Origin of the sequence: Mucilaginibacter phenanthrenivorans, assembly GCF_024721155.1 — a bacterium.
Taxonomy (GTDB): domain Bacteria; phylum Bacteroidota; class Bacteroidia; order Sphingobacteriales; family Sphingobacteriaceae; genus Mucilaginibacter; species Mucilaginibacter phenanthrenivorans.
This window is the reverse complement of sequence record NZ_JAHVAP010000001.1, coordinates 256,448-274,604: the sequence shown is the minus strand read 5'-3', so window position 1 is coordinate 274,604 and position 18,157 is coordinate 256,448. Positions and strand designations below refer to the sequence as shown.

Here is an 18,157-nt window from a genome sequence, read left to right as displayed (position 1 = left end):
TGTTTCTAAATTTATTGAATATCTGCGTTTTGCACACACGGAACTATACCGTCGCCTTTACCCAACGAAAACGACATTATTGAAGGGTTCACTCCAAAGGTGGCGCTGGCTGTTTCACTTCCGCCAATTTCTTTCGTACCAACAAACGGAATATACTGGCTTAATTTGTATCTCACGGTAAGCCCCGCATCTGCTTTCAGCGAGAAGCCATTCTGGTCGTAGGCTATTACGCCCGTTACATGCGCACTTAAGCCGCCTGATATAGACGTACCGGTAATCGCATCCAATCCGGCGTTTATGTCTCCATGTGCGCCCACCAAGGCCATTGCATTTGCATAACCACTGGTAAAATTGGCGCCTACTGATACTTCAACCCCCAATACAGCATTAAAATATGCCGAGGCTATGCCCAAATTTACACCGTCATGCTCATCAATTATATTTACTCCCCCGGTTATAAAAAATCCTTTAAAATGGGGGCCGTTGTCCCGCAACCAACAAACATTTTGTTTGGCGGTGCTGTACTGCGTCACCGTTTTAATATTATCGTCTGTGAGGTTGGCGTTTCCGAAAACCATCCCAATATTTAAGATTCCAAAACCGTCAACCCCGAAGACGCCAGTATTTAACTGGCCTGCCCCCACAATCGTCATCCCTGGCGGGCCAAAAGTAGCTTGTACATCACCGGTAAAATCATACGTTCCAAATTTTACTTTGTCCATATGCAAACTACCGTGCATAGTTTTCGTGGCAAAGTCATAAACCATATCCAGCTTACCCAATGGTGTAACCTGCTGCATGGATACCTGGTCGGTGCTGGCCTGTATGTCGCCCAATACCTCGAAATGGTAAACCGAGGGTGTTTTAACCATCTCGGCCGACTGCGGATCATTGAGCGGGCCGGCAAGCTTCAGCGTGGTCCAGTCATTGGTAGCCATATCTACCGACATACCGTTAAGCAGAGAATTATCGATAACCAGGCTCAGCTTATCGGCAGGCGCAGAAACATTACTATTACCGTCAAGCTGCAGCCTGTAACCATTTTCCAGCTTTATCGTTCCAGGATCGGTTCCATTGCCATCGCCCGACAACGGCGCGCCAAAGCTGAGGGTGCAGTTAATCGGGTTAATCTTATCCGGCTCCTGCACTGTTCCGGCAATTGATGTAATATTACCGTTAACCACCGCCTTTACATTTTTTGCAGAATGGTATTGAACATAACCCTTCCCCTCGAAGTTTATACCAAAGTCGCCGGGGTTCATATCTAATATGTTATTGACCTTCGCATACGATAAATTCAGCGCCATGTCGCCAAGCCTCGGTACATCAATATTCGCCCGTCCGCCCAGCATAAACGAATTATTCTCGCTTACAATCGATTCAGGATAGAAGGTGAATTTTTTATTATTGTAAAGATTTATTCCTGTTTGTGTGCCGCTTAAACTCACTATATTTTCGTTATTAAAACTTACCAGCTGAAAATAACTTACCCCCAGGTTTACCGCATCTGCTTTATCCGGAACGGCCGGAATGGGTATAGTAGCTACGTCTTTGGTTGGATCGCTGTTAACTGCCGAAAAACGCCAATGCTTGCCGTGGTCACTACCACAGGCCTCGTCAAAAAGCAATTTTACGCCATCCGGATCGACCACGGTTAAATTAACCAGGCCCGAACCCAGCGATATTTGTTTAACATCGAAATCAGTAAGAACAAACAAGTCGCTCCGCAGGTTAAATGTATTGGCTTTTACATCTACAATACCTGTTTTTACAAGCGTATTGGATGACACTATACCCCCTTGCGTCGGGTCGATAGTCCAGTCGCCCACCTCCAGCTTCCACGTTTGCAGGTTAACAATAATCGGCTCTGTGCCTACTGTTTTTTCTATTGAGTTGCCGTCAAGTATTAATTTTTTAACGTGTACCCCTATTGTGCCCTGGTTGCTATTCGGAACATCAGCGGTAATGCTTACATCCAGGTTTATTTTGCCGTCGCTCTGGACAAACGAATTTGCCGGATCGGCAGTTGCCGGGAAGTTGATAAACAAGAATTTTAACGGCATCCCCTCATAATCCGAAAGATGGTACTGTTCGTAAAAATAATCAGTATTGTAAATGGCTTTAATTACCGGTGTTTTACGTTTTCCAACATCTGCATTATTTACCAGGTAAAACGGTATAGGGCTTTGAGTAGCCGCGTCCTGGAAGCTTAAATATGACGAGGGGTAATTAAATGAATTATCCACAATGCTAACCGTAGCATTAACAGCGCCGCCGCCTTGCCCACCGGTGCTGCTACTTTCCAGCTTCAGTGGCTGATTTTTTACAGGATTTTTCAATACAACATTATATTTATTAAGATACCGCATTCGCATAAAAGCCACGCCATCCAGGGGTACTGAACTCGCCACCGGCACATATTCAACTTTTACCAGGCTTTTGGAGAACATTATGTCCTTTATCCTTACCTTATTTTGCGGATCGAATGACACCAGGTGTGATGTATTTGTGCTTAAATCAACTATGCCTGATATTTTATACTGGATTTTACCATCAACAGTAACCGGATCCGCATTTTCGATAGACAAGGGAAAACCCCATATTTTTGAAATATTCGGATAGCTTGAGTCGGTTAAATTTAAGTTAGCTGTATTTTGGCCATATTTTAGGCTTATGGTTGTTTCAGCGCCAATAACCATGGAAGATGCGCCATCATAAGTAGCATGCACCGTAACTTTAAATGCATTTGGCCCGGTAGCATTTAACGGTATCCCCTTAATTTTGTACGAACCGTCAGCAAATGAAGTAGTTTCTAATAATGAATATGCTGCAGCGCCCAATTTTGTGTCCACATTATACGCAACATCGGGCTGCCAGCTATAATCAAGATATACACGGGCACCTTTTGCCGGCTTACTTACCCCGTTTTTGGTTATGCTTACAGTTCCTTCGATGGTAAGCCCCATTACCATTTTTACCTGGTAAAGTATCGGGAGTTTTGATTCATCATTTTTTAAGTTAAATACCACCGGTATATAACCAAGCCCGGCAGCATCAATTACCTGCACGTTATAGTTATTTACTGACACGTTTGCAAAATCGAATGATATATCGCCGTTGCTTTCAAGTTTGCCTACTTTGGTTACATCATTATTAATAATAATTTTAAATTTTGCGTTTGGCACAAAAAGTTTATAGCCGTTCGCATCCGTTAGCTGGAAACGCATACGGTGGTGGCGCCGTATTAGGTTGATAGTGGCTACTTGCTGATCAGCGCCAACTGTAACTGTCTCTTCAAACCAAAGCGGATTTTGAGGGTAAATTGTAAATTTATGGGACACGTTACCAGTAACCTGTATATGAAATGTCGGGGGTTGGTTCGCTGTCGAATCTTGCATAAAAATGGTACTGTCCTCGCGCATGGCGTATGCAGGTACATTTTTTCCTGTTTCAGCATCCACCGAACGGAAACTTAATTTTTTTGACGGTACCAGGTTCGCCGTGTAAAAATACTTATTGCCATTTGCAGCAATTGTTCTGGTCGCCCCGTCAGCTTTATCCTCGTTATACCCATCTGCATTAAACGTTAAAGAAATTTTTGCATTATTGTCCCAGCTGATCCCGGGAATTTGACCATTATTTACTTCAAAATACCCGCTTGTATCACAAGTGGTGATCGTTTTCCCAAAAATCCAGTTAGTGGCTTTTAAAGTGATTGAACCCGATTTAATTCCTTTTCCGCTGCTAGCATCCATTATGCGCCCGGCTATACGGCTTGGCGAAATATCAAGGTATACACCGTGCGGATCATAGGAAATATGTTTCCCGTCTTTGTAAGAGCTGCCTATTAGTTTAGTACCGGTATAATTATTGTGACTATAGGACCAATATCCATCAACTTCATTTATATCCAAATCATTATTTATGGGGAGCGATACAAGGACAGGGTCAAATTCGCCCCCCCCGTTTTCGGCATTGGGGGTTATTTGTAACGAATACATCAGGTCATTGTTGTACAAACGCCGCTTACCTAAATTAACGGTCCCCTTGTTACTGTTTTCTCCCACAACTTTGTCAATAGCTAATGGTGTATCAAGTATCCATTCAACTTTATTGTCATAAGGTATCTTGGAATCGGTAAATTTTTTAAAGTTGGGATCATCCAATTGTAGCCCATTTTCGACATAATTTCTGGTTTGTTTATCATAAAGCGCTCCATTTACAAATGAAGGGCTCAATAATTTTTTTATCGGGTGAACAAAAGAACCTTCTCCATCCAGGTCTTTAAAGCCCGGTGCCCTGAATACAACTACGTTAGCACCCGTTAAAGCTTCATTACTATTGCTGTTGTTAACATAAATATTTATGGGGTAATTTTTCAATTCGTCTACATTGGTTATAATGGTACCAAGATCTACGGTAGCAAACGGTTGCACAACAAAATGACCGGCAGTATTTCCATTGGTAGCGTTAACTACCGAAACAACCTGCGGCAACCCGTCGAGGCTAAAATATCGGTCCACAGAACCCGGCACATCGATTGCAGCACTGTCCTCATAGTCGCCGTCACCGGGCTCTGGTTCATAGCCACCTATTGCTTTACCCACTGCATCCACCTTCGAGTTCGCGATATCCAGTTTGTTAATAGAAGTGTTAATATCAGTTTTTTCAAGCAGCTGTGCGCCTTTCGAAAAATCAACCCCGCCACTCAATGCGCCTTTCAAACCCTTGTCCTCCCCCTGCCCGCCGCTTTCAACGGGCCCTTTTTTGTCGGGCACAATCACCACAACATCAATCTTTTTACCTTTCTCTTCCTGTTCCTTTTTTTCTAACGCGGCCTGCGCGTCTTTTTGCTGCTGGCAAGTTGGGCCTGTTAGCGGGCCGGATTGTACCAGCACAAGGTTGGGAATGGAACCCATTTGCATAAAGTCGAAAATCTGCACGTCAAAATTTCCTTTTGCATCGGTTGTTCCCTGTGCTACAAGTACATCATTAGGTCCCGCGGCAAATGGCATTGCAACTTCCTTTCCATTAAACTTTATCACCTGACGCACCTCGGTTGGGTAAGTTTGGCAATCAGGCCCCATTACACTCGAACTTTCATTTGTTTTCACGTGCATGGTAATCGAAAACTTTTTATTGGCGTAGGGGTGCAAAACACCAGGCAAGCTTGGCCATTGGTACATTACATTGCCTTTAACCCTTGCCATAGGTGGTTTTTTTGAAACAATATAATACGTATAAGAAGCGCTGTACTGGTTTAGCTGTGCATTATATATCGTCGGGAGAAAACTATATTTTTTTGCCTCGCCTGATAATTCCTCCGGGTTGTCGTCAGGTAATATAGCCTGGATATAATACTCATCATCCTGTCCATAGTTAGCTATCAGGTTTTCAAACTGTACGGTTGATTTCCCTGATGAAGATAACAATGTTTTACCCTGAGCAACAACTATCCGGCCCGAATTATCTGGTAATACCCTCCCGTCCCCTTCGTATTCAGGCACATCAAAACCTTTTGTTTTACGGAAAAGCACCACTGGCGTACCGGCAGGTATACGCGACAAGGTATCTATCGAAACATTGTCAACCGTGGCCAGCGTGGTTTCAATCGGAGCTTCGCCAAGCCCGAATTGTGCGTTGTACATGTCCTGGTTTAATATAGGCGGGAAACCTTTTTTCAGATTCACTTTAAGTGAATAGGTGTATACCGAAGTTTTTACCTGGCCAAGTTTTAATGGGTCCTGGTGCATCGTCACAATATTTTTTTCTGTTGAATAGCTAACCTTCGGGATGGTTACAGCAATATTTTTCTCCAACGGCGCATAGTATGGGCTGTTAATGCGCATCACTATAAATTTTTTGCCCACGGTATCTGAAGCGGTAAGGGGTATTCGCGTTGAAAACTTCCCTTCTCCGTCGGTAGTTACTGAAACCTGCGGCCGTGTTGGGTCAAGCACAACCAGTTGTGGCTGCTTGGCATCATATTGCGGTTGCTCACTGTCAGCCAATTGCAAGGTAACGCTGGTCCGGTTTGCGCCGTGATAAACACCCTTATCAAAACTGTAGTCAAGCTTGCCACTGATGGTAAGCTGCGGCGCATCAGTTTCATGCTCTTTAATTAACACCCAGGGGCACGATGTAACGTTATCTATCTCGGCCCCTTTACTATCGTATGCCGTAATTTTTACAGTATAAGTTTCGCCCAGGACAAAATTTTGTGCTAATGTTTGTTTATAACTAAATGTAAGGTTTTCATCAGGAGCATTAAACACATAAACGTAGCTCGACTTTTCGTTAAGTCCATGTATCCTGAACGTCTGCCGTTCAAAATCAACTTTGTATTTGTAAATAAATACGGTTCCTTTCGGCGTAACTAACTGGGTATAATTTTTAAGCAGTTCAGGGTCAACCTCCTTGGCGGCTTTTAATTTTTTAAGCTGGTCATTCCAAAGCCAGCTAACCGTCAAATCGTTATGAGGGCCAACCGTTACAGGAATTGGATTATTGGCATTGTTTCTGGGTGTACAAGCTGGCGACATTACGAATAAGTTGCCGGTAGCCCCATCCCCATCATAAAGGCCAGGGTCTATAGGAGGGGCATATAGAAACAAAGATGCAGGGCTCACACCATTATTTTTAAATACCACTTTCCCTGATGGATCTTTGGATGTTACACGCCAGGCATACCTTTTGCCCACTTTTAGCGGCACGTTGATCACATTGTACACATAACTAAAACCTGATACAGTTTGTTTAAGTATCGGAAACGAGGTGGCATTGAGCACCTGGTTAGGATCGGCCTTAGTGTCAGGCATCTCTGCCATTTCTATAGTATATTGTGTCAGCAATGGGTTTGTTCCGGCTGTGGTCCAGTTAAAAACAATGGCCTGCGGAGTAGTCGGGTAAATATGCGATTGATTTACCGGCCCAATCAATATCGGTGCTTCGGGATAGGTGATATCAATATTTGTACAACCTGTTGAAGGCGCCGATAGTTGCTGTTTGTTGTTAAAATCTATCGCCTGCAGGCAAAAATTGTAGTTCCCTTCAGGCAGGCGCGAGGTCTGCGCCAGTTTTGCTTTATCAATGCCCGATACGCTCAGGTTGTTTACATTAAAAATATCTTTAAGAGCCAGCCCGTTTAGTTGCCTGGTTTCGTGGGCGTTTAAAATAATTGGCTGCAGTGGGGTATAATTGCTATAGGTTGATATCGTTACATTGTTATCTCCGGTAAGTTGCCCGGCCAGCTTTATTTTGAGCTGGTTGCCGGTTAAATTAGTAATCAGTATAAACACCTTAGACGCATTAACACCCGAATAATCCGCGTAATAAGGCGAATATGGGGGTATAATATTTACTGTGATACTTACCGTCGGAGTGGCCGGGTCGCCGCTTTTGGCCTGTGCGCCTAAAGTAAATAGCACGCCGAAAAATACCATAAAGCATGCAATCCAAACGTTACTTTTTTTAACCTGTTGTAAGAATTTGTCCATATTAAACTGATTAAATAACATAGCTTTAAAAGGTGTGTGTTAGGTTTAGTGACGACCGGAATTCGTTGAACGACGGCAGCGTTACGTCTTTTGAGTTACTTTTTAAATATGACAAGCTAAGGTTTACCCCATCTCGCTTACTAAAACGGTACGAGCCGTTTACCGCACCGTTAATGACATTTCCCGCATCAATGCTATTGTTTCGCTGCAACTGGTAGGTGAACGAAGCATTTAAACCTAGTTTGCCATTATCAAGTTGTTTACCTATCCCAAATGAGGGTCCGTAAATTATAGTATGTATTTTCACAATATCTGCTATTGTATAACTAAAATTTGTATTGATGCTGAAGGCTGATTTATTAAAAGCAAGCTGGTAGGCAAGGTTAGCCGTTTTACTGTTTGTTTCGTTTTGACCGGAGGTAAAATGATTCAAGTCTACGAGGGACTGTATATTGCCAATTAATATAAAATTGTGGGAAATTAGCGTATCTGGTATACTATATCTCAGCATTGCGTTTACGTTATAATTTGTCCGGGCTACTCTAAATGTGTCAATTACAGGATTAAGCCCTCTGTCCTGGGTAACACCATAATTAGAATATCTTAAGTCGATACCATATTTTATACTATTGTATGATACACCCAACGAACTAATGTCTCGATGTGACGTGTAGGCTTTATCATGACGGATATTATCTTGCTGAAAACCCAGGCTACCTGTTAACTGCACTTGATTTTTCAACAGCCGCCATCCGCCCTGCACCGTATAATTCGCTACATCTGTTTCAAAATAATAGGCCCCCATTGATTTGTAGTCAGGATCTATACGACGGTATTGGAGTCCAACATTGTAATTTTTGTTCTGATAGTCGATACTAGTTTTCGCCGCTGTAAGTAACTGGGTAGATGCGTTAATGGTGATCATTTTTTTAAGGAAGTTCAGCTTTTCCAGGTGCAGGTCTAAGGTGTCGCTTAATTTATCGCGCGTGTAAATGCTTCCGGCCACCTCAAAACTCCAAACAAAATGGCTAAGAAATGACCATCTTGAATCGATGCCCAGGGCAACGTTCTCAGCTGGCCGAAGATCTGCAGGAATTGCTGCTATATTTTTTAACGAGTTGGCATCGTCCTTTATATTTAAAAATGTAAAATCCAGGTGGTTACGGTCGGTACCATACCCTACCCTGGCACTATAACCCGTGCGCAGGTATGCAGGGGTCTGGAATGATAGCGGCTGTACGGAGGTTTCTTCAATAGCTTTGTTGAACCTGCCGTAGACAAAACCAAGACGCAGTTTGCCAGGATTAAGTTCAACGCCCGCACCCAGCAAATTATAACCGGCCATAGTAAACTCCGACCATTGGATACTTTGCCAGCCCAGATGTAAAGTCACCCATTTATAAGTCGGGCTTATCCCGTATTGGTTAAAGGGCTGCCTGAAACCGCGCTGCTGGTCGCTCACAACAATGCTGAACGGAAAGCTCACTCCATAAATTGATATTACTGGTGCGCCGCTGAATAAATAGGAAAAACTGTGTTCGCGCGGGTCGATACCGCTTGCCGAATAGGTGCCCAGTCCTATTCCGAAAGTGCCGTTTATAACAAAAGGCTTTTGGGCGCCAAGCTGTGAAACGTCCTGTGCTTTAACCGCAAAGTTTAATAGCATTAACTGTATACAAAACAGGGTACTATAAGCTAATTGTTTCATTTGTTTTGGCAAGGTGAACGGTGGGGCAAATAAAAAATGTATGCCGGCGTGTTACCGGCACACAAAGCGTTATTTTATCGATTTAAAACTTTTATCGTTTAAGTGCAGTTGCTGCATGGTGTGGCTTAGAGGCTGCCTGCGTGTGGTACCCAGGGCACCGGTCTGTGTGCTTGGCACAACTACCACTCTCACTTTATCTATATTAAGCATGATTGATGACCCTGTGCTGGTGTTTGAAATATCGCACCTCACTTCTATAAACAGCCCATCGGATGCTTTGATAGTTTTAAAGGTATAGTACTGCAAATTATTAGCGGCCAGCGCATTAGAATATGATAGCTGTATCCAGTTGCTGTTAGCACCCGTGGTTGCAATGTGGAGATAAACCAAAACAATACCGCTATCGATACTTGTTGCAACCGAATCAGGAAGCTTGAATGAATTGGCCGCAATAGGAGGCCCGCCTGGCTTTTGGTAGCTTAAAACAAATGACGTTGGCGGTCCTGATGTAATAGACCCGGGCGGAACCGCCCAATTTAACACGGAGCCAGCTAAAGTTTCAAAGGCTGTGATGTGTGCACCGCCGGATGATGCTGCCTTTAACGAGACACCAGCACCCCAGGCACCCGCAGTTTTAGGGCCATAAAGCAAGTAGGTATTTACGTCAAGATAAAAATCACCGTTGTTACCAAGCGAGTTTGCCGGAGCCCCGGTGCCGTTGAGTATTGTGTTTCCATTTGCACCCGCAGCGCCGGTGTTACCCGTTGCCCCTGTTGCACCAACCAATGAGGTTGGGCTACCCCACGTCCGTCCCTTTGGCCCGTAAAGTGCTCTATTGGTTTTATCAAAATAATAATCACCCGTTGTTCCTACTGATACGTTCGGCACACCATTACCGCTATAAATAATACTGCCATCGGCGCCCGCAGGGCCAACCGGGCCCTGGGCACCTTGGGCGCCCATCAGTAAAACACTGGTTGACCATGCGTTGCCTGATTTTGGGCCGTATAATCTATAGGTAGTTATATCCAGGTAGTAATCGCCGTTTTGGCCGACCGTATTTGATGGTGCGCCGCTGCCGCTTAAAACCGTGTTACCATTTGTGCCGTTGGCGCCATTTGTTCCATTGGTGCCGTTGGCCCCCATCAATACGGTGGACGCTCCCCAGCCTGCATTGGTCTTTGGCCCGTACAGGGCGCCTGCGGTTTTATCAAAATAATAATCGCCGTTGTTGCCAAGTGCAACGCCCGGCGCCCCGTTACCGCTGTAAATAATGCTGCCATCGGCGCCCGCGGGGCCAACCGGGCCTTGCGGCCCCTGCGCGCCTTTTAATAAAACTCGGGTACTCCATGCGTTTGCGGCTTTAGGGCCGTAAAACAGGTAAGTGCTTATATCTAAATAAAAATCGCCGTTTACCCCAACGGTATTTGATGGCGCACCATTGCCGCTTAATACCGTGTTCCCGTTAGTTCCATTGGTTCCGTTTGAGCCATTACTGCCGTTACTCCCATTTGAACCTGCAGGTCCTTTTAATGAGGTAGCCGCGCCCCAGCCTGCAATGGTTTTGGGGCCGTACAACCCGCCCGATGCTTTATCGAAATAGTAATCGCCGTTTTGTCCGAGCCTGGTCACTGGCGCGCCTGTGCCGCTGTATATAACGCTGCCATCAGCACCCGGAGGGCCAACCGGACCCTGGACGCCCTGCGCACCCATTAATAATAGCCCGGCACCCCAGGAAGTATTCTTAGGGCCGTAAAGAAGAAGATTGGTTTTATCAAGGTAGTAGTCGCCAACTACGCCAAGTGTTTGCGATGGCGCGCCCGTACCACTGTATATTTTGCTGCCCGGTGTTCCCGCAGCGCCGGAGGCACCTGTTGCCCCTGTAGCACCCGTCGCTCCCGCAGGGCCCATCCCCCCTACTAGTGGCAAGGGAGCAGCCCATCCAGTCGCTGTTTTTGGACCGTATAAATTCCCGGAAGATTTATCAAGGTAATAATCACCGGTTTTGCCAACGGTATTTGACGGCACGCCGTTACCGCTATAAATTATTGAGCCATCGGTACCGGCGGGGCCGGTAGGACCGGGTAACCCGGTATCACCTTTTGCACCTGTAGCACCAGCTGGGCCGGCGGCGCCCTCCGGGCCCTGAAGCCCTTCTTTACCGCATGATGCTACTACAATAAATATTAATAAAAGATAGATAAGTAAATGTTTGATTTTCATAAGACCGCAGTTTTATAACTATGACACAGGTGGTTCAGTAGCAAAACTGCAGTTTAACTTGCGCCTTCACAACGCATAAATATGTGAAAATTAATAAAAATAGTTTTTAATAATATTATTCTTTATATGAATACCGCAATTAAATCAATTTATCATTAAGCGCTTTAACAATAGCTTCGGAGCGGGAATGCACTTCCAGTTTTTCATAGACACAACGAATGTACGAGCGTACGGTATCAACAGAAATAAAATGTTTTGCAGCTATCATTTTATAAGTTAATCCTTTTACCAAACCGGCAAGCACCTCGGTTTCGCGGGTGTTTAAGTGCACTTTTTCCTTTTTATTTGGCTGCTGGTTTTGTACGTTTTGGAATATGATGCGGGCAATGGATGGTGTAAGCGGCGAGCCGCCTTTATAAAGTATCCTTATGTTTTCGAGTATATTTTCGGGGATAGCGCTTTTTATCAAATAGCCGGTTGCACCTGCGTAAATAGCCTCCATTATTTTGTCTTCCTGCTCAATAACTGTCAGCATTAAAATATTTATGAAAGGAAATTTTTCTTTTATGCGGCGGGTATATGATATGCCGTTTTCACCCGGCAAATCAATATCCATCAGTATCACGTCAGGTACGTTATTATCATCAAAAACAATTTCGGATTTGCAGTGGTCGTCATCACCTACGCAAATAAAATCGTCAGACAAGGCTATCAGGCTTTTGAGCGCCTGGCGCAGGTTTGCATTATCCTCAACTATCAAAACCTTAATTGGCATATTCATCTCTAATGTAACTGATATATATATCAATGCCCCTCACATACTTATGCGATTTTACAAATAATATTTATATCCGTACCCTTTCCGGGTGTTGTTAAAACTGTCAGTTTACCTTTAATCTCGACGGCCCTTTTATGCATGTTTGCCAGTCCATTCCCCGGTCGCCTGCGTTCATAATTAAACCCACAACCATTATCGGTTATCTGCATTAGCAGTGTTTTGTTATGGGTTAGTTTAAATTTAACCTGTATGTTGCCGGCACCGCTGTATTTTATGGCATTATTAAAAGCCTCTTTAAATATTAAAAATAAGTTTTTACGTTTAACCATATCGGTTTTAATATTATATAGGTTTTCATCCATAAAAAAAGCAAGCTGTATCTCTTTTGCCTCGGCAACCGGGTAACTAAACTCTTCCATACGCTGCATTAGCTTATAGAGGTTGTCGTTCTCGGGCTTTATAGTCCAAACCATATCATTCATGGAATGTATCATGGCCCGTGCGCGCGCACCAATGTCGCCAATCATAGTTTTTACTCCCGGCAGGTCAGTATCAGTTTTTTGAACGGCAACCTCGCTAAAAATAGAAATACTGCTAAGCGTGCTGCCCAGGTCGTCGTGAAAGTCAGACGCTATATTTTGGCGAATGCGTTCAATTGCTTTAATATGATTTATTTTATATTGATATAGCTGGTATAAAATTGAGGCAAGTATCAGCACAATCAATATGCGGAACCACCAGGTAGCCCAAAATGGCGGGGCAATCACAAAATCCAGCGATGCAAGCGCTGGGTTCCAGTTATCATTTTTATCGCCGCTTTGAACGTAAAAAGTGTAACTGCCCGAAGGCAGTTGTGCGTAATTAGCGCTCCGCTGGTTATCCGGGTATTGCCAGCCTTTATCGGCTCCCTTCAGCTGATACCTAAACCTGATATCGTCGGGGCTGCTGTATAGGAAAGCAGTAAAAAGTATATTAACCGAGTTATCTATATAACTAAAACGTAGTTTTTTATTTGAATAGCTATTTAAAACCGGCCTGTTGTTTACCGACAGTCCTTCGATTATAGGCCTGGAAACTTTGAGCCAGTTTTCGGCGCCAGGCTGGTAATAGGCATAACCGCCCATAAAACCAACGGCCATATCATTTCCAATGGCGCTAAACGAAGATTTTGGCACCACCCTCATTAGCTCATTATCCGTTTCAACCTGCACCGCTGTAAGCTTCTTAAAATCAAATTTCATTAGGCCGACTTCAGTGCCTAACAAAATATCCCCGCCGCTTGAGCCCGCTGCTATGCAGGTTGGTTTGATTAAGTCTGCCAGCTTATTGATTATTTTAAAGCTGTTGCTTTGCCGGTTAAAAATTGCCAAACCACTAAGCACTGAACATAAAATCTTGTTGTTACCGGCTTTAGTTATATCAAATGTAAAATAATCTTTATACGGCTTTCCGTTATATCGCTCAACCGTTTTTGCCGATATATTGAAATTGATTAATCCGTTACGGGAGCCAATCCAAAGTTCACCGTTATCATAAAATCCATTAACAAGGTCCGTCGTATGCACATGTAGCCTACCTTCGTCTTTGTCGGCGGCTATTTCAATGGTGATTTTTTTTTTCGTTAAATCATACCTGAATAATCCCTTGTTGGTAGTTATATAACAAGCCCTGCTATCAGCCAAAATAATTTTCCGGATATAACATCCCAGAGACAGTGAATCAGGAAGCGGCAATGCCTGCATAGCAATAATGCCCTTTTCGGGCGACCACTCCATTATTTTTTTCGATGTAACCAGCAGCCACCTATGCTTCGATATATGGGCAAAGTCATTAATCTGGCCCATTTCCGGGCTGGTGCAATAGACTTTTTCAATTGTTTTGGTGGCCCAGTCAATACGCATCATTCCACGGTTATAACATGCCAGCCAAACCTTTGAGCTATCATTGTTATCCCGCGCTATTTTAGTCACACTGTTTTCTTCTGCATCTTTTCTATCAATATATCGTATTTTCCATTGCTGGTTATATTTGCTAAGCATGCTGATGCCTGTTTGTGTAGCCATCCATAATCTTCCGGTGCTGTCGGTACACATGCCAATAATTATGTTAGTGGGAAGCGAGTAAGGATTATTTTCATCGTGTAGATAAGTCGCCTCTATTCTTTTCTCTGCCGTATTATAAACCATAAGTCCCTTTCCGTCGGTTGCCATATAGAGGTGCCGTTTGCCTTTGTCATCCGGCAAAAAAAGCAAATCATCTATCTCAATATCTTTAGTTGCGGGACTTACAAGGCTGATATCTTTCAGATTTTTCAATTTGAACAAACCGCGGGTTGTACCCAGCAGCACTTCGCTGCCTGTTCTGATGGCTCCGTATATTTTTACCAGCGAATTATTATAAGTGAGTACCATTTCACTATAAGTATCCTTACCTGTATTATATAAATATACTTTTTGCCGGCTTGATACCAGCAATGTATTTTTATCAACCATATAGGAACAAAGGGGATCGATAACATTAACCAAAGATGTATATGTTATTTTAAGAGTACGGACATTGATTTTTGTCAGCCCGTAATCACAAACAAACCATAAATAATCCCCTTCAACAGACAAGGCATGGGCAAACGTAAATGGAGCCATTTTACCGTCCGGTTCAAGATAGATAAAGCTGTCGCTGTTATCGTCATAGTAGCTCAACCCTCCTGAACTGGCCCAAATTCGGCCGTCATTATCGGCAATAATATGGGCATAACTATCTCTTACAGTGCGCCGGCTGTTATTAAAACTACTGAATTCTACTGTTTTATAGCCGTCAAAACGCTGGATACCAGAGCCGCTTGTCCAAACATAACCATGCTTATCTAATGCGACGCTTAATATTTGGCGGCTTGTAAAATGATTTTGACTATTAAAGTTTTCAAAGCGTAAGTCAGGGTTGGGAGTAAAAGACTGGGCCTTTGCCAGCACTGGCAATAAAAGCAATAAAATACATCTGTAAAATTTATGCACAGCGCTTAAAGGAATAGTATTGCTTAGTTAGATAAAGGTTGCCCTGTTTATCTATAATCGTTTAAATTAAAAGTTTAATAAACATTTATCACTAAAATAATTAAAGTTTTCGCAATCAATAATATTAATATTTTCAAGTAATTATTTAACTAAGCGGTAACGAAGTAAAAGCGCTACGCTTTTGCTAAATATAAAGCCCAGCACGTTGTTGGTGGTGGCTTACTTTGTGTCTGTTTAAGTATTAGCTTAGCATGGGTGAAGTAGCTATTAAAATCATTAAATGGGATTTTGATTTTCTGTGAATTTAACATGAATATCTGAAAATTAGATATTTATGTTAACTACTTGCCGATACAAAATTTACTAAAGATATTTTCCAGCAAATCATCTGTAGTAACTGCTCCGGTAATCTCACCTAAATAGTGTAATGCCTGTTTAATATCCATCGCCAGGAAATCAGAGGTTACTTCATCCATGCCGCTTAGCACACGAATTAAAGCTTCCTCAGTTTTTTGCAGTGCTTCCAAATGGCGGATGTTTGTTACCAGCGTTTCATCGCCGGTTAGCTGATCCTTTATAGCCGATGAATAAATTTTATTTTTCAACTCATCAATGTGCAGCTTTTCCTTAGCAGAAATAGAGAGAAAGTCTGAAAATCCTGACGTCCGTAAGTTCGAAAGCTTGGAGGCTTGTTCCGGTAAATCTGATTTGTTGGCAACTACCAGCATGTTAATGCCTGGTTTCTGCAGGCTTTCAATATCTTGTTGTAGTTCTTCACCGGTAATTTGTTCAGCATCAAATAAATAGATCAGCAAAGCCGACTGGCTGATCTTTTCCATAGTACGTTGTACGCCTATCTGCTCTATGGCATCCGTTGCCTCGCGGATGCCTGCAGTATCTATCAACCTGAAATTTATCCCGTTTATATTCAGTACTTCTTCAATAGTGTCGCGCGTGGTGCCGGGTATATGGCTTACTATAGCCCGTTCCTCGTTCAATAAAGCATTTAACAGGGTTGATTTACCTGCATTTGGCCTGCCCGCAATTACGGTATTAACACCCTGCTTAATGGCATTACCCAATTCAAACGAGCGGATCAGGTTGCCGATAACCTTATTTATTTCGTTGATCAATTTTTTGAGTTGATCGCGGTTTGCGAATTCTACATCTTCTTCCGCAAAATCAAGTTCCAGTTCTATTAGCGAGGCAAATTGCACCAACTGATCGCGCAGTACCTGCAATTGGTTACTAAACCCTCCCCTAAGCTGGTTTAAGGCCACCTGCTGCGATGCTTTTGAATTTGAAGCAATAAGGTCTGCCACTGCCTCAGCCTGCGACAGATCAAGTTGGCCATTTAAAAACGCACGCAATGTGAACTCCCCTGCTTTTGCAGATCTGGCTCCCTTTTTAATAAGGAGTTTTATAATAGATTCAATGATATATGCCGATCCATGGCATGAAATCTCCACCACATTTTCACGGGTATAGGAGCGCGGAGCTACAAATAATGAAACTAAAACCTCATCCAAAACAATATCGCCGTCGGCAATGCCACCAAAATGGATGGTATGCGAGGCTTGCTTAGTTAGGTCCTTGCCTTTAAAGACGCCGTTTGCTATAGTAATAGCCTCAGGGCCCGAAAGACGGATAATGCCTATTGCACCGGTTCCGTTTGGGGTGGCGAGCGCTACTATTGTTTGGTCGTTAGTCATTGTATTATTAGTCATTGGAGCGTTTGCTAAGGCTCCTGTTCAAAATGCGAAGTTCGGCATTTAAGGCCAATCTTTTGTTACCGCTAAGCCATAAACAACTTAAGCAACGAACTATCAACTATGAACCACGGGCTTCCCTAAAAAACTTATCTTCGCAATCAATTATGGTAACATTTTTTGAAGCCTCGCTCGATACTATTTCTGTACACCATGTTGGCAATCCGTCAATAAATGAGATGTATTCCCTATCTGATAATCCGTTGGAGTTAAAGGATGAGATCGTCCCTAACCTGCTGATGCAGTATTTTTTGAAGCCATTTGAAAAAGTAAACGAAGTTTATCACCTAACCCATAGCAGCGGTGATCTTAACCTGAACGAGATCCATCATTTTGTTACCCGGATCTTCGAACAAAAGGAGAAATTTCATGAAGCTTCTGAGTTGATCGCTAAGTTTCTTTATAAGGTTACCACACACCCCAATATTAAAGGCGGCGAGCTTTATGTGGTTTATTTTAACAAAGTACAGATTGAAGGCAACCCGCTCGATGCGATAGGCATCTTTAAATCAGAAAACAAAGAGACCTACTTAAAGGTATATCCCGATAAAGGTGGCTTCCAGGTTGATTACGAGGAAAATGCAATAAATATTAATAAGCTGGATAAAGGCGCGTTGATCTTCAATATTGAAAAGGAAAACGGCTATAAAGTTGTTGTGATAGATAAGAACAACAGCGGCGGCCAGGATGCTGCCGTTTACTGGAAGGATGACTTTTTACAGCTCAAGATCCGCAACGATAGTTTTAATCAAACCAGCAATGCGCTCGGCATTTATAAAAATTTCGTAACCAATAAGTTGGACGATGAATTTGAAATGAGCAAGGCCGATAAGATCGACTTGTTAAACCGCTCCATGAAATACTTTAAGGAAAAGGATACGTTTGATATGGACGAGTTTACCGGTGAAGTGTTAGGTAATCCCCAGGCGATTGAATCGTTCAAAAACTTTAAAAGCCAATACGAACAGGAGTTTGATACGCCAATCGCCGATACCTTCGAAATTTCGGATAATGCAGTAAAGAAGCAGGCCAAGGTTTATAAAAGCGTATTAAAGCTTGATAAGAATTTCCACATCTACATTCACGGAAATAAAGATTTAATTGAAAAGGGATTTGACGATGGCAAGGCAATGAACTACTATAAGGTATTTTTTAAAGAAGAGGCATAAGCG

The 18,157-nt window shown here is 43.1% G+C and carries 7 protein-coding genes; 1 reads left to right on the top strand and 6 read right to left on the bottom strand.

Going from position 1 to position 18,157, the window contains the following annotated elements; all coding sequences use genetic code 11:
- Positions 1-11 precede the first annotated feature (11 nt).
- The 6 genes from KXD93_RS01205 to mnmE all read right to left on the bottom strand — a co-directional run bounded on the left by KXD93_RS01205 (position 12) and on the right by mnmE (position 16,943).
- Positions 12-7,496, bottom strand: a complete 7,485-nt coding sequence (locus tag KXD93_RS01205; protein WP_258135030.1) for a hypothetical protein — start codon at positions 7,494-7,496, stop codon at positions 12-14.
- A 25-nt stretch (positions 7,497-7,521) separates the two neighbouring features.
- Positions 7,522-9,204: a hypothetical protein gene (locus KXD93_RS01200; RefSeq protein WP_258135029.1), complete on the bottom strand. Its 1,683-nt coding sequence runs from the start codon at positions 9,202-9,204 to the stop codon at positions 7,522-7,524.
- 69 nt (positions 9,205-9,273) lie between these two features.
- The gene (locus KXD93_RS01195) at positions 9,274-11,427 is read right to left on the bottom strand and encodes a collagen-like domain-containing protein (RefSeq protein WP_258135028.1); all 2,154 of its coding nucleotides are present in this window, start codon (positions 11,425-11,427) and stop codon (positions 9,274-9,276) included.
- A 139-nt stretch (positions 11,428-11,566) separates the two neighbouring features.
- Positions 11,567-12,208, bottom strand: coding sequence for a response regulator (locus KXD93_RS01190; RefSeq protein ID WP_258135027.1), 642 nt, complete (start codon positions 12,206-12,208; stop codon positions 11,567-11,569).
- Between the two features lie 41 nt (positions 12,209-12,249).
- Positions 12,250-15,216, bottom strand: coding sequence for a sensor histidine kinase (locus tag KXD93_RS01185; RefSeq protein ID WP_258135026.1), 2,967 nt, complete (start codon positions 15,214-15,216; stop codon positions 12,250-12,252).
- A gap of 341 nt (positions 15,217-15,557) precedes the next feature.
- Positions 15,558-16,943: a tRNA uridine-5-carboxymethylaminomethyl(34) synthesis GTPase MnmE gene (gene mnmE / locus KXD93_RS01180; protein WP_258135025.1), complete on the bottom strand. Its 1,386-nt coding sequence runs from the start codon at positions 16,941-16,943 to the stop codon at positions 15,558-15,560.
- 149 nt (positions 16,944-17,092) lie between these two features.
- On the opposite strand from mnmE, the gene KXD93_RS01175 reads away from it, so the two are divergent.
- Positions 17,093-18,154: a nucleoid-associated protein gene (locus KXD93_RS01175; protein ID WP_258135024.1), complete on the top strand. Its 1,062-nt coding sequence runs from the start codon at positions 17,093-17,095 to the stop codon at positions 18,152-18,154.
- Positions 18,155-18,157: the final 3 nt, after the last annotated feature.

What these genes read in the sequence shown, in the direction of transcription:
- KXD93_RS01205 (WP_258135030.1), bottom strand. Translation starts at nt 7,496, where the DNA reads ATGGACAAATTCTTACAACAGGTTAAAAAAAGTAACGTTTGGATTGCA.
- KXD93_RS01200 (WP_258135029.1), bottom strand. Translation starts at nt 9,204, where the DNA reads ATGAAACAATTAGCTTATAGTACCCTGTTTTGTATACAGTTAATGCTA.
- KXD93_RS01195 (WP_258135028.1), bottom strand. Translation starts at nt 11,427, where the DNA reads ATGAAAATCAAACATTTACTTATCTATCTTTTATTAATATTTATTGTA.
- KXD93_RS01190 (WP_258135027.1), bottom strand. Translation starts at nt 12,208, where the DNA reads ATGAATATGCCAATTAAGGTTTTGATAGTTGAGGATAATGCAAACCTG.
- mnmE (WP_258135025.1), bottom strand. Translation starts at nt 16,943, where the DNA reads ATGACTAATAATACAATGACTAACGACCAAACAATAGTAGCGCTCGCC.
- KXD93_RS01175 (WP_258135024.1), top strand. Translation starts at nt 17,093, where the DNA reads ATGGTAACATTTTTTGAAGCCTCGCTCGATACTATTTCTGTACACCAT.